The sequence below is a fragment of the Idiomarina sp. UBA4206 genome (genome assembly GCF_002383015.1).
In the GTDB taxonomy this organism is placed as follows: Bacteria; Pseudomonadota; Gammaproteobacteria; order Enterobacterales; family Alteromonadaceae; genus Idiomarina; species Idiomarina abyssalis.
Map to the genome: position 1 here is coordinate 37,643 of NZ_DFTS01000044.1, position 12,615 is coordinate 50,257.

The 12,615-nt window shown below is 48.1% G+C and carries 13 protein-coding genes and 1 pseudogene; 12 read left to right on the plus strand and 2 right to left on the minus strand.

The window, feature by feature from the left end:
• From gspD to B3180_RS10395, 12 genes are all read left to right on the plus strand, one after another.
• Positions 1-1,627, plus strand: a 1,627-nt coding sequence (gene gspD / locus B3180_RS10340) for a type II secretion system secretin GspD (protein ID WP_286844369.1), incomplete at its 5' end; no start/stop codon positions are given.
• The gene (gene gspE, locus B3180_RS10345) at positions 1,620-3,104 is read left to right on the plus strand and encodes a type II secretion system ATPase GspE (protein ID WP_222235696.1); all 1,485 of its coding nucleotides are present in this window, start codon (positions 1,620-1,622) and stop codon (positions 3,102-3,104) included. The genes gspD and gspE, both read left to right, overlap by 8 nt.
• A 3-nt stretch (positions 3,105-3,107) precedes the next feature.
• Positions 3,108-4,334 carry a type II secretion system inner membrane protein GspF gene (gspF, locus tag B3180_RS10350; protein ID WP_054489312.1) on the plus strand — a complete coding sequence of 409 codons (1,227 nt, stop codon included), beginning with the start codon at positions 3,108-3,110 and terminating at the stop codon, positions 4,332-4,334.
• 2 nt (positions 4,335-4,336) lie between these two features.
• Positions 4,337-4,774: a type II secretion system major pseudopilin GspG gene (gene gspG / locus B3180_RS10355; RefSeq protein ID WP_054489310.1), complete on the plus strand. Its 438-nt coding sequence runs from the start codon at positions 4,337-4,339 to the stop codon at positions 4,772-4,774.
• Positions 4,749-5,315 (plus strand): type II secretion system minor pseudopilin GspH, encoded by a 567-nt coding sequence (gene gspH / locus B3180_RS10360; protein WP_224798248.1) that lies wholly within the window; start codon positions 4,749-4,751, stop codon positions 5,313-5,315. Before gspG ends, gspH begins: the two co-directional genes overlap by 26 nt.
• 2 nt (positions 5,316-5,317) lie before the next feature.
• Positions 5,318-5,710: a type II secretion system minor pseudopilin GspI gene (gspI, locus tag B3180_RS10365; RefSeq protein WP_222235695.1), complete on the plus strand. Its 393-nt coding sequence runs from the start codon at positions 5,318-5,320 to the stop codon at positions 5,708-5,710.
• Positions 5,700-6,383, plus strand: a complete 684-nt coding sequence (gspJ, locus tag B3180_RS10370) for a type II secretion system minor pseudopilin GspJ (RefSeq protein WP_273022669.1) — start codon at positions 5,700-5,702, stop codon at positions 6,381-6,383. The genes gspI and gspJ overlap by 11 nt, the downstream gene beginning before the upstream one ends.
• Complete coding sequence (gene gspK, locus B3180_RS10375) at positions 6,373-7,359, plus strand: type II secretion system minor pseudopilin GspK (RefSeq protein WP_054489302.1); 987 nt, start codon at positions 6,373-6,375, stop codon at positions 7,357-7,359. The genes gspJ and gspK overlap by 11 nt, the downstream gene beginning before the upstream one ends.
• A gap of 3 nt (positions 7,360-7,362) precedes the next feature.
• Positions 7,363-8,583, plus strand: coding sequence for a type II secretion system protein GspL (gene gspL / locus B3180_RS10380; protein WP_278358470.1), 1,221 nt, complete (start codon positions 7,363-7,365; stop codon positions 8,581-8,583).
• Positions 8,580-9,098, plus strand: a complete 519-nt coding sequence (gene gspM, locus B3180_RS10385) for a type II secretion system protein GspM (RefSeq protein WP_199495128.1) — start codon at positions 8,580-8,582, stop codon at positions 9,096-9,098. The genes gspL and gspM overlap by 4 nt, the downstream gene beginning before the upstream one ends.
• Complete coding sequence (locus tag B3180_RS10390; protein ID WP_286844375.1) at positions 9,095-9,841, plus strand: type II secretion system protein N; 747 nt, start codon at positions 9,095-9,097, stop codon at positions 9,839-9,841. The genes gspM and B3180_RS10390 overlap by 4 nt, the downstream gene beginning before the upstream one ends.
• Positions 9,842-9,918: 77 nt before the next feature.
• On the plus strand, positions 9,919-10,737 hold the full coding sequence (locus B3180_RS10395) for a mechanosensitive ion channel domain-containing protein (protein ID WP_054489294.1): 819 nt from the start codon (positions 9,919-9,921) through the stop codon (positions 10,735-10,737).
• Between the two features lie 47 nt (positions 10,738-10,784).
• Here the strand turns inward: B3180_RS10395 and B3180_RS10400 are convergent, their stop codons facing one another.
• The gene (locus B3180_RS10400) at positions 10,785-12,053 is read right to left on the minus strand and encodes an O-acetylhomoserine aminocarboxypropyltransferase/cysteine synthase family protein (protein ID WP_286844377.1); all 1,269 of its coding nucleotides are present in this window, start codon (positions 12,051-12,053) and stop codon (positions 10,785-10,787) included.
• Positions 12,050-12,615: pseudogene (locus B3180_RS10405) on the minus strand (homoserine acetyltransferase); the annotation flags it as partial. The pseudogene B3180_RS10405 and the gene B3180_RS10400, both read right to left, overlap by 4 nt.

Consider the following 12,615-nt stretch of genomic DNA (forward strand, 5'->3'; position numbering starts at 1 on the left):
AGGCGGCATGGTCGTCAGCTATGACCCTTCTAACGTGATTATGATGACCGGCCGTTCAGAAACGGTGCAACGTTTAGTCGAGATTATTGAGCGAGTGGATCAGGCCGGCGATCAGGATGTTGACATGGTCAGCCTGGAATACGCTTCTGCGAGTGAAATAGTGCGCATTGCTCAGTCGCTTTATGAAAAAAATAATGAGGGTGTGCCAGCGTTATTGATCCCGAAAATTGTTGCCGATGAGCGCAGTAACAGTGTCATTGTGAGTGGTGAGCCTCGTGCCCGCTCTCGCGTAGTGAAACTGATTAAACAACTGGACCAGGACTTAAAAACCGAAGGAAACACACGGGTTTTCTATTTGAAATATGCCAAAGCTCCCGAGGTTGTTGAAGTATTAAAGAACGTTAGTAGCTCTATTCAGGCGGAAGTAGAGCAGCAAACAAGCACCGGAAATAACAGTCAGCGTCGCCGTAGCAGCGGTAATGAAACGGTTAGTATCAGCCCGCACGAACCGACTAACTCGGTTGTTATTACAGCGCAAAAAGACATGCTGGCGTCACTGGAAAAGGTGATTCGGGAGTTAGATATTCGCCGCGCCCAAGTTCAGGTTGAAGCCATTATTGTAGAAATCATGGAAGGCGATAGCGTTGATTTTGGAGTGCAATGGATTAGCGAAGATGGCGGCATGGTGCAGTACAACAATGGTAACCAGGTTCCCATTGGCAGTTTGGCGGCAGGGGCTTATCAGGCTCGTGAAAGACCAGGGACCACCACCACTCGTATAACGGACGGCGGTGTCGAAGTTACGACGACAGAACCCGACGAGCCAGGCGATATTTCGTTGTTGGCGAATTTACTCGGATCGGTAAACGGGATGATGTTCGGTACAATTCAGAATGATTGGGCTGCTGTCGTACAGGCCGTCACTCAGGATACTCGTTCCAATATTCTGGCAACGCCCAGCATTGTCACAGTGGACAATGAGGAAGCAAGTTTTCTGGTTGGTCAGGAAGTACCGACTATTAGCGGCTCAACTACTGGCGATAACAATGACAACCCATTCCAGACAGTTGACCGCACCGAGATAGGTATCAAATTAAAAGTTACCCCTCAGATTAACGAAGGGGATGCTGTGCAAATGACCATTGAGCAGGAAGTTTCCAGCTTGAGCGGCGCTACAGCGGTTGACGTTATTATTAATAAACGTGAACTGAAAACGACAGTGATGGCTGACGATGGCGAAACCATTGTACTTGGCGGTCTGATTGATGAAGACGTGCAGGAATCGGTATCCAAAGTTCCTCTATTGGGTGATATTCCTATTTTGGGTAAGTTATTCAGTTCAACGTCAACTTCTAAGCAAAAGCGAAATTTGATGGTGTTTATTCGCCCGACAATTGTGCGTGACGGTAACCGTATGCGAGATTTGAGCTCGGCCAAGTACAACTACATCAGGGCTTTGCAACTGGATGAACGCTCACGCGGCATTTCATTGATGCCAACTGAGGAAACGCCTTTACTTAATGACTGGGACAACAAACTGACATTACCTCCGGGATTTGATGAGTATCTGGAGAAGAAGGGTAAGGAAAGCAGCGACGACAAAAACAATGAGTCGACAAATGACTGAAGCTAGTGCCATTGCAACAACCCGCCTGCCTTTTGGCTTCGCTAAGCGTTTTGGCGTGGTCGTGGAGCATGGCGAACCCATGATTCTGCATTGTCGCGCCGGTATTTCTGCAGCCGCATTGAAGGAAGTCCGGCGTGCTATGGGGCAGCCGGTAACTATAAAAGAGCACGCCGCCAGCGACTTTGAAAGTCTGTTAACTCGTGCTTATCAACGTGACTCATCCGAAGCCAAACAACTGATGGAAGATATTGGGAACGAGTCGGACCTATTTTCACTGGCTGATGAGTTACCGCAAACGGAAGATTTGCTGGAAAGTGAAGACGACGCGCCTATTATTAAGCTCATTAACGCTATGCTGAGTGAGGCGATAAAGGAAGGGGCTTCTGATATTCATATCGAAACCTTCGAGAAAGCCTTATTAATTCGTTTCCGTATTGATGGTGTATTGCGTGAAGTGCTGCGTCCAAACCGCAAGTTGTCGTCGCTGCTGGTGTCACGAATAAAGGTTATGGCGCAGCTGGATATCGCTGAAAAGCGGGTGCCTCAGGATGGCCGTATCTCATTATTAATTGCAGGCAGGGCGGTAGATGTTCGTGTTTCGACCATGCCGTCGAACCATGGCGAACGGGTGGTACTGCGTTTATTGGATAAAAACAACGCGCGGCTCAATTTAACTGAACTGGGAATGACTGACGAGAACCGGAAAATTTTCCAGGAACTGATTTATAAACCGCACGGTATTATTTTGGTGACTGGCCCTACGGGGTCGGGTAAAAGTACGACCTTGTATGCAGGCCTTAGCGAGATCAACTCAAAAGACCGTAACATTCTGACCGTAGAAGATCCGATAGAGTACGCTATTGATGGCATTGGTCAGACTCAGGTTAATCCTCGTGTTGATATGACTTTCGCTCGCGGACTTCGTGCTATTTTGCGTCAGGACCCGGATGTTGTAATGGTCGGGGAAATACGAGACGTTGAAACGGCACAAATTGCTGTCCAGGCGTCTTTAACTGGCCACCTGGTACTTTCTACTTTGCACACCAACACCGCTGCCGGTGCCATTACCCGTCTGGAAGACATGGGCGTTGAACCGTTTCTGCTGTCCTCCAGTTTGCTGGCGGTGTTATCCCAGCGTTTGGTGCGAACACTTTGTACTGAGTGCAAACAGCCCCATGAACCAGACGATGAAGAAAAAAATATGCTGGGGCTCAGTGCCTCAGATAACAGCGTAATTTATCGGGCCGGTAGCTGCGAACGTTGTAATCATACGGGTTACCGTGGGCGGACCGGTATTCATGAATTACTGGTTGTCGATGATCATGTGCGTGAGTTAGTGCATAACGGGCACGGTGAGCAGTCTATTGAAAAGTACATTAGACAGTCGACTCCGGGCATTCGTCAGGATGGTCTGGCAAAAGTACTGAAAGGCAAAACAACGCTGGAAGAAGTGCTGCGGGTTACCCGCGAGGAGTAAAGGGTGGCAGCATTTGAATACCAGGCTGTTGAAGCTAACGGCAGAAAGAAAAAAGGGGTTTTAGAAGCTGACACTGAGCGTCAGGTGCGCCAGTTGCTGCGTGAGCAGGGCTTAATGCCATTGAGCATAGCCCCCGCAGCTGATCAGGACAGAAAGAAAACCTTAACGCCGCGTTTCGGCTTGCCTCAACGTAAAGTTAAAGCTCAGGATTTAGCGCTTATAACCCGTCAGTTGTCTACGCTGGTGGGTTCTGCACTTCCTATTGAACAGGCACTGCTGGCTGTTGCGGATCAAACCGAGAAGCCACGACTTAAAAAGCTGCTAATGTCAGTAAGAAGTAAAGTCGTTGAAGGTTACGGGCTGGCCGAAGCCATGTCTGAGTTTCCCGGGGTATTTGACTCCTTATATACGGCCATGGTGGCTGCCGGGGAAAAGTCCGGGCATTTAGACACCGTACTGGATGAGCTGGCGAACTATACCGAGCAGCGGCAGCACATGAAAAGCCAGTTGACTCAAGCGCTTATCTATCCGCTCATGCTGACTTTGGTTGCTGTTGGTATTGTTGTCTTTCTGTTGGTGTCTATTGTGCCGCAGATAGTGGATAACTTCTCTACTATGGGACAGGAATTGCCCCCTACAACACTGGCGATGATAGCCATAAGTGAGTTCTTGCAGAACTGGGGGCTGTGGTTGTTAATAGCTATCGCCTTAGTTTTGGTGGCTTTCAATCAGTGGCTGCGAAACGAAAAAAACCGCCTGAAATATCATCGTCGACTGTTAAAACTTCCTATGCTGGGTAAGGTCATAAGAGGGGTGAGTACGGCGCGTTTTGCCAGAACACTCAGTATTTTGACTTCTTCTGCTGTTCCGCTGCTTGACGGCTTGCGCATTACATCGTCAGTGATAGGCAATTTAGCCATACGGCAGGCTGTCGATGAAGCTGCTGACCGTGTGCGCGAGGGCTCTTCAATGCGAGGTGCGCTGCAGGAAACCGGGTTATTTCCACCTATGATGCTGCATATGATAGCGGCTGGGGAGAAGTCAGGTGAACTGGAGCAGATGCTGAAACGCTCGGCAGATAACCAGGATAAAGAGTTTGAGAATTTGGTATCGGTCAGTTTAAAGGTATTCGAGCCGGTGCTCATTGTGACTATGGCCGGTATCGTATTCTTTATTGTGCTGTCTATCATTCAACCCATTTTACAATTAAATAATAGTGTAGGGCTTTAGCTATGAGACGTAATCAATCAGGTTTTTCATTAGTCGAAGTAATGGTCGTTATTGCCATTATCGGTATTCTGGCGACTATGGTGCTACCCAATGTTCTGGGCAATCAGGAAAAAGCGAATGAACAAAAAGTTATCGCTGACATTGTTGCTTTAGAAAATGCATTGGCACAGTATCACCTCGACAACGGCATGTTCCCAACGACTGAGCAAGGCCTTGAAGCTTTAGTTAACGAACCGAACTTAGATCCTCAGCCGCGCAGTTATCGTCGTGGTGGTTATATCCGCCGGTTACCACAAGACCCCTATGGTAATGACTATCTGTTATTGAACCCGGGCCAGTATGACGATGTTGATATTTTCTCGCCGGGTCCTGATGGGCAGCCGGGCACTGATGATGACTTCGGCAGCTGGATGATTGGCAACAACGACCGTGATCAATAAGCGTCGTCAATTTGGTTTTACCTTAATTGAAGTCATGCTGGTGATGGCCATCCTGGGCCTTATCGCCAGCGCTGTTGTGTTTACCCTGCCAGGCGGTGAGCGTGGCGGAGATTCTCCTCATAACGCTGCTGTTGCGTTACGTCAGCAGCTTAACTACGCACGCGAATATGCCATGGTCAGGCAGCAACCTGTTGGTCTCAAGTTTCATGAGGACGGATATCGTTTTTTATTCTGGCAGGACGAACAATGGAAAGAGAAGAGTCCTCGTGGTTTGCGGGCCCAGAAGACCGAATGGCCAATGCGCTGGGAGTTTACCAGTCGGGGTATAGCCATAGTTGAGCAAAGTGAGTCCTTAGAGAGTGGCCTATTCGCGGATGAAAGTGACGATGACAGTCTGGTTCCCGATATTCTGATTCTTCCAAGCGGCGAGATGACATTGTTTAGTGTTCATATCGAGCATTTAAACGAGCCTGAAGCGGAACGCTGGCTGATTGCACAAAACAGTTGGTTAATCAGTATCTCCGAAGAGGCTCCGGAGTAGTTATGCGGCTAATGCGAGGGTTTACATTAATTGAAGTGATGGTCGCTTTATCGGTTTTTAGTCTGGCCGCTTTGGCGGCGTTACAAGCGGCCAGTGGACATTTGACCGGGTTAAGTGCCCTGCAGGATAAAACCTTCGCACAGTATGTGGCTTCTAACCGTCTGGCTGAGCTTTCTATTGAAAACAACTGGCCGCTGGAAAACGGGCGAAAAGGCCAGCAAGAGCAAGCTGACATTACCTGGTACTGGCAACAACAAGTGACCGAAACCGTAACGCCAAATGTGGTTGCGGTAACGATAAAAGTGATGAAGAGCGAAAACGGCCGTGAACACTTTCGGCTAACCCGTTACGTGCGTAAACCCGATTCAGCGGGGGAGTCTCGCAATGGTCGCTAACTCTGCAAACAGAGGGTTCACCTTAGTTGAGGTGTTGGTCACCATGGTGATATTCGCCATCATCGGTATTGCGAGTTTTCAAGTGCTGAACCAAATGGTCAGCACAGAAGAGCAATCGCAGAAACAACGTGATCAGCTAGAGCGTTTGCAGTTTAGTCAGTTGCTGATGCAGCAGGATATTCGCCAAATGGTCGCTAAACCGACGCGGCCATCGGCTATGGAAATTACGCATCAGTATTTAAGTAACGACCCAAGATACTTTGAATCAGACGGCGGCGTGCTGGCGTTTGTCAGAAGCGGTTTTGATAACCCCGGCTATATTCTGCCGCGCAGCGAATTGCAGCCGGTGGTTTACCGCCTATGGGAGGGTGACTTACAGCGCGTTACCGAGACATTTGCTAATGATCGCTCATCAGAGCCGTCAATTCAGACGTTATTAGAAGATGTGAATGAACTCTCTTTTCGGTTTTATCGCAGTGAGACCGGGAGTCGCTCCAATCAGGACACAGAAGAAGGCTGGAGCGATAGCTGGGAGAGTGCAGGTGACTTACCTCAGGCGGTTGAAGTTACCATTGGCAGTGAAAACTTTGGCACCATTAGGCGGGTGTTTCTGATTGCTGGTGTTGGTCAGTTAGCAGTTGATGACTCTGAGGGGGATCGAGGTGCCAACTAACTTAACCCGGTCGTCGCAAAAGGGAGCGGCACTGATAACCGTCCTGCTGGTCATTGCTTTAGTATCGGTTATTGCCGTCAACTTAGGTGGCAAACTACAGTTGCAAATAACCCGTATGGGAAATCTGCAACAAGCTGAGCAGGGCTACTGGATGTGGCTAAGCGCCGAAGATGTTTTAAAAGAAGTGCTTAAAACAGAGCTCGATGAGAATGATGGTGTCGCCCATAGTGAACAAAACTGGGCGGGTCGCAATGGGCCTTTCCCTGTCGAGGGCGGCCAAATCGCCGCACGAGTAAATGACTTGTACAGCTGCTTTAATCTAAACAGTTTGAGTGCTGACGCGGAAGATCCAGGCACACTGGAAAAGCGCAAACGGCAATATAAAGCCTTGTTACAGGCATTAGATATTGATAATTATCAGGCCGAAATTTTGACCGACAGTCTGGTAGACTGGATAGATGAAGATAGCGAGTTATCGGGAAGCAATGGTGCAGAAGATCCAGACTACGAAAGCTTACCTAAGCCCTATCTTGCAGCAAATAGTCACTTGCTGGACTTGAGTGAGCTAAGAATGGTACGCGGTTACAGTGCTAAAATTGTTAATAAACTGAAGCCCGTTGTTTGTGTTATTCCTAATGAATCTGAATTAAAAATAAATATAAATACACTGGAACAAGAGCAGGCAGCGGTACTGACGGGCGTGACAGAAGGTAAGTTGTCAATTGCTGATGCTATGTCGCTTTTGGCCAATAGGCCGGAGCAGGGCTACGAGTCGGATGAAGAGTTAACCGAATTAGCTGAGCTTGAAAATGTTCGTTCTGAACTGGAAAGTGACCTTTCAGAGCTGACGGTAAAAAGCGAGTATTTCCAGCTGGTTGCGATGATCCAGTGGGGTGAAATAGAGATGAGAGCGCGCTCGGTATTACATTTAAACCAAGGTCGAGTACAGACATTGTACCGGGCGATGGGAGATTAGTTTATGCAAGAAACACTGATTCTGCGTTTGCCAGCTTACGGTACGAATGAACCCATACCCTGGCTGGTTTGGCATAAAAGTCAGCAGGAGTTAATTGCCAGCGGTAGCCTGAATTCAGTCGATGAGCTTTCTCAGCTCAAAGACAAAGCAGGCCGTTGCGAGGTTATTGTTGCCTTGCCGGGGCAGGACGTCTTTATGACAAAGGTAACACTGCCGGCAGGCACCAAGAGACATCTGCAGCGCATTATCCCTTATGCACTGGAAGAAGAGCTGGCAAGTGACATAGAGCAGCTGCATTTTGCCTGGCCGGACGTAAAAGGAACTGAGTTACCGGTTGCTGTGGTCGCAAAAGAGCGAATGGATGAATGGTTAAAACGGCTTTCGGAAGCGGGTATTGACGCTCCTTACTGGGTGCCTGATTGTTTCCTACTTCCGTATCAGGAAGGTGTTTGGCAGGCAATAGAGCTTGGTGACAGCATTATTGTCAGAACGGGAGCCTGGGAAGGTTTTACCGTTGAAAAGGAACAGTTTGCAGAGTTAGCACCGGCCCTTGCTTCAGAGCAGGAAAACCCAACCGAAATTGTTCACTACGGTGAGTTAAACTGGCCTCAGTCTCCGGCACCTTTAACTGCTGCCGATATCGAAGTACCTTTTACTATTGCGGTGCAAAGTCTTGAAACGGGTAATAAGCTTAACCTAAGGCAGGGAAACTATCGTTCACACAGAGCTAAACGTTCAGTAGAGCTTCCCTGGCAGGCTTTTGCCACAGCCGCGAGTGTACTTTTTGTCTTGGCTATTGTGTTAAATGGTGTGCGTTACTGGCAGCTAAATTCACAAAGCGAAACGTTGAAAGCTCAGGCTGAGCAACTTTATCGGGATGCATTTCCAGGTAATACCCGAATTGTGAATTTGAAAGTTCAATTGCAACGACAGTTAGACGGACTGGGTCTCGGTAATTCAGACCAGGTATCAGTGCTTGCTGTTCTGCAGCAATTAGAACCGGCATTTAAGTCTGAACCTGACTTGCAGCTTGAGCTGTTGCGGTTTCAGAATAACGAATTGCGGTTACAGGCAACGGCTAAAAGTTTTTCCCAGTTTGAATCTTTCCAGCAAGCCGCAAAGGCAGAAGGCCTGAATATTGAAGCCGGCTCAATGAGTAACCGCGGAGAAACGGTATCAGGCGCATTGACGGTGCAAGTTGAAAGTGGAGGGGCTCAGTCATGAATGGATTCAAACGCTACTTAAAGCCTTATCTGGATTTGGGAGCTCAACGCTGGCGCCAGTTTAATCAACGTGAGAAGACGTTGCTGTCTGTATTAGGCGGCGTGCTTTTTATTGCTTTACTGTATTTCGCTGTGTGGCAACCCAGTGCTCAGGCAGTGGCTAATGCCGAGCGCAAGTTAGAGGCTCAACAGCAGCAGTACCAGTGGGTACAGCAAGCTATCGCACGTTATAAAAAGTTAGAGGGTAAAACCGGACAACGGGAAAGCGCGTCTGGTTCAGTGAGTCAGCGCATTAACCGTGCTGCTGCAGCGCAAGATATCCAAATAGCGCGTTTGCAGCCTCAGGGTCAGGACTATTTATTGACCGTGGATGAAGTGTCTTTCTCTGACCTGGTAAGTTTTTTGGCTGAATTAGAGCAGCGACAGCAGTTAGTATTGACGTCGGTCGATATTGCGAAATTGAATGCACCCGGACAAGTTAGGCTCCGCAAACTTTTAGTAAGAGAGGCTTCATGAATCTAAAGCGCTGGATACCCTGGTTAGTTGTCGTGTATCTGGTTGCCATGCTGGTTATGTTACCGGCACGAGTGGTTTACTGGTTTCCGCTACCGGATAACATCCGGATATCTCAGGTGAGTGGTAGCTTATGGCAGGGGACTGCCGGACAGGTGGCTGTTGATGACATAGTGCTGAGTAATCTGGCGAGGGACTGGCAGGTCTCGTCTGTGTTGCTGGGCGAGCTTGTGGTGGATGTTAACCTTCCTCAGAACAACAACCCTTTTGCGTTGAACGGTCAATTGCTGGCCGGCTCAACAAAGGTTGGCGCGAAGAATGTAACAGCCAGTGGTGATGTCAACGCGCTATTACAGCTGGTTGGTACTCGCTTACCGCTAAAAACGGGTGGTAACTGGCGCTTGTCGCTGGACAGCTTTGTGGTCACTGCTCCCGGGCCTGTGCGTTGGTGTGACGAGCTGCAGGGGCAGGCACGAGGAGAACAAATACGCGTATTGGTCAATAACCAATGGCAGTCTCTGGGGGATTTTCCGGTTGAACTCGGCTGTAGTGATAATAATGCCGTTACGCTTGCTATGGACGGAAATAATAGTCTGGGGCTGAACTTTAACGGCAGTATTAATAGTCAAAGTTTTAATGCTCAGGGAACGGTTAAACCGACACCAAGAACACCTGAAGGTTTAGCTAGAATGATGGAGTATATGGGGAAACCTGACTCTCAGGGACGTTACTCCTTCCGGTTGTGATCTGACTTGCAGGTCAGTCCGTTTACAATTACTGTAATTAATAACTCGTTTAAGCCTCTGCCTAATAAGGAATTTGTATGGATAACATCGTTCAGTGGATTAATGATAACCAGGATATGCTGATCGGTTTCTCGATTAAGTTTGTTATCGCTATTGCGATACTCATTATCGGTAAAATGGTTGCGAATACTGTTACCGGTGTAATGACCAAGAACATGCGTAAGCGCGAAGTAGACGGTGCAGTCATCAGTTTTGTGGGTGCGATTCTGAAAACGGTAATATTCATTGCCGCTATTATGATGGCGTTGTCACACGTTGGTGTTGAAACCACTTCCTTTATTGCTATTTTAGGTGCGGCAGGTTTGGCCATTGGCCTTGCTCTGCAGGGGTCTTTGTCAAACATTGCATCGGGCGTTTTACTGATTATGTTCCGTCCTATTCGTGCCGGCGAATATGTAGACGCTGGTGGTGTTTCAGGAACGGTTGAACAAATTAATATTTTTCAGACGATAATGAAAACGCCGGACCGTAAGGTGGTTTTTGTTCCTAACTCTGAAATTATTGGCGGCCCCATCGTCAACTACAACCGCGAAGAGTTGCGCCGTATCGATTTAGTGATTGGCGTTAGTTACAGTGCTAACTTACAGCAAACGAAAAAAGCACTGATGGATGTTATTACCAGTGACGAGCGTGTACTGAAAGATCCTGAACCTGTGGTTACGGTAACCAACCTTGGTGACTCTTCGGTCGACTTTAACGTGCGTCCGTGGACAAAAAATGAAGATTACTGGCCGACCCGCTGGGATCTTCTGGAACGTATTAAAGACCGTCTGGATGAAGAGGGTATTGGCATTCCCTTTCCCCAAATGGACGTTCACCTGAAAAAAGAAGACTAACGTTTTGTTTAAAAAGGCCACTGAAAGTGGCCTTTTTTTGTACTTAATTAACTCAAAGCTTGTGAGATATCAGCAATAATATCTTCCACATTTTCAATACCCACACATAAGCGTATGGCTTCAGGTTTTACGCCAACCGAGGCTTGCTCTTCCGTTGATAGTTGCCGGTGCGTTGTTGATGCAGGGTGGCAGGCCAGTGACTTGGCATCACCGATATTGACCAGACGCTTAAACAGTTTCAGCTTGTCATAAAAAGTCACACCGGCATCGTAGCCACCCTTAACACCAAAGGTTAGTAGCGAAGCCGGTACTGCATTCTTAATGTATTTCTTTGCCAGTTCTTGATTCCGGTGTTCTGGTAAAGCTGCAAAGTTAACCCACTCTACCTGAGGATGTGCTTTTAAATATTCAGCCACTTTTAATGCGTTTTCACAATGACGTTCAATACGTAAGGCCAGAGTCTCCAGCCCCTGCAATAGCAGGAAGGCGTTAAACGGTGATAAACAGGCTCCGGTATTGCGCAGCGCAACGGTTCGCACTCGTGCTATAAATGCGGCGGGGCCAAAAGCATCAGTATAAACCACGCCATGATAGGCGGGCTCGGGTGAGCTAAACTGAGGGAAACGCTGTTTTTCCTGAGCCCAGTCGAAACGACCACTGTCAACAATTAGACCGCCAACCGAATTGCCGTGGCCACCGATGTATTTCGTTAGCGAGTGAACAACAATATCTGCACCGAAATCAACAGGCTTGCAGAGTATGGGGGTTGCGACTGTATTATCAACGACCAAAGGTACCCCATGTTTATGTGCAACCTGAGCATACCCTTCTAAGTCGGCGATCTTACCGGCAGGATTGCCGATACTTTCGCAGTAAACCGCTTTGGTTTTACTATCAATAAGCTTCGCTATATCTTCAGGCTTGTCGGAGTCGGCGAAATGCACCTTAATACCAAATGATGGCAGCATATGGCGGAATAGCGTATAAGTTCCGCCGTAAAGCTGTGGTGTAGTGACAATGTTGTCTCCCTGACTGGCCAAAGTAATGAGAGCATATTCAATAGCAGCCATGCCTGACCCCACGGCAAGTGCTGCAACACCGTGCTCCAGTTCTGCCACGCGTTTTTCCAGAACATCGTTGGTCGGGTTCATAATGCGCGAGTAGATATTTCCTTCAACCGCTAAATCAAACAGGTCGGCGCCGTGCTGAGCGTTATCAAACTCGTATGACACCGTTTGATAAATGGGCGTTGCTACCGACTTGGTTGTTGGGTCGGTTTCATAGCCATGATGTATGGCCAGTGTTTCGTCTTTCATGCGGACTCCAGTTGAGATTCAGTTAAAAAATGCGTTAAAGCCGATTGGTATTGTTCGACATTTTTAATAAAACCATCGTGACCAAAAGGTGTTTCAATGGTGACTCGACCTGTGTGATTAGGGAGTAATTGCTCCAGCTCCGTGACCAGACTTGGAGGCGCAATAGCATCATTATGAAAGTCGATAAGTTGTACCTTTGCCTGAACCCTGGTTGGATCAATGCTGTAGTCATTCAGTATTGGCGTTAGGTGTGTGAACAGGCTGCGACAGTTATTACCGTTTTGTTTTAACAGCTTTTCTCCCTGATACAGAAGATACTCAAACGCATCGTCGGCGTGGTTAAACCGTTGCTCGAACTCTTCAGCGGTACGGTAACTCAGCATGGCCAGCGCCCGGGCGAGAATAATTCCGGACTGGTCATCACCGCAGCGCTGAATCAATGCTTGTTGAAAATAGCGCAACAGGGCGGAATGAACAGAAGGCTTATGAGCGGCTCCAATAGCCGTCAGATGAGTTAATTCCGTTGGGTGGTAAGCAGCAAACTGAAGCCCCAAAACACCAC

Coding starts and splice junctions, on each gene's coding strand:
- gspE (WP_222235696.1), top strand. CDS start 1,620: ATGACTGAAGCTAGTGCCATTGCAACAACCCGCCTGCCTTTTGGCTTC.
- gspG (WP_054489310.1), top strand. CDS start 4,337: ATGAGACGTAATCAATCAGGTTTTTCATTAGTCGAAGTAATGGTCGTT.
- gspI (WP_222235695.1), top strand. CDS start 5,318: ATGCGGCTAATGCGAGGGTTTACATTAATTGAAGTGATGGTCGCTTTA.
- gspJ (WP_273022669.1), top strand. CDS start 5,700: ATGGTCGCTAACTCTGCAAACAGAGGGTTCACCTTAGTTGAGGTGTTG.
- gspL (WP_278358470.1), top strand. CDS start 7,363: ATGCAAGAAACACTGATTCTGCGTTTGCCAGCTTACGGTACGAATGAA.
- gspM (WP_199495128.1), top strand. CDS start 8,580: ATGAATGGATTCAAACGCTACTTAAAGCCTTATCTGGATTTGGGAGCT.
- B3180_RS10390 (WP_286844375.1), top strand. CDS start 9,095: ATGAATCTAAAGCGCTGGATACCCTGGTTAGTTGTCGTGTATCTGGTT.
- B3180_RS10395 (WP_054489294.1), top strand. CDS start 9,919: ATGGATAACATCGTTCAGTGGATTAATGATAACCAGGATATGCTGATC.
- B3180_RS10400 (WP_286844377.1), bottom strand. CDS start 12,053: ATGAAAGACGAAACACTGGCCATACATCATGGCTATGAAACCGACCCA.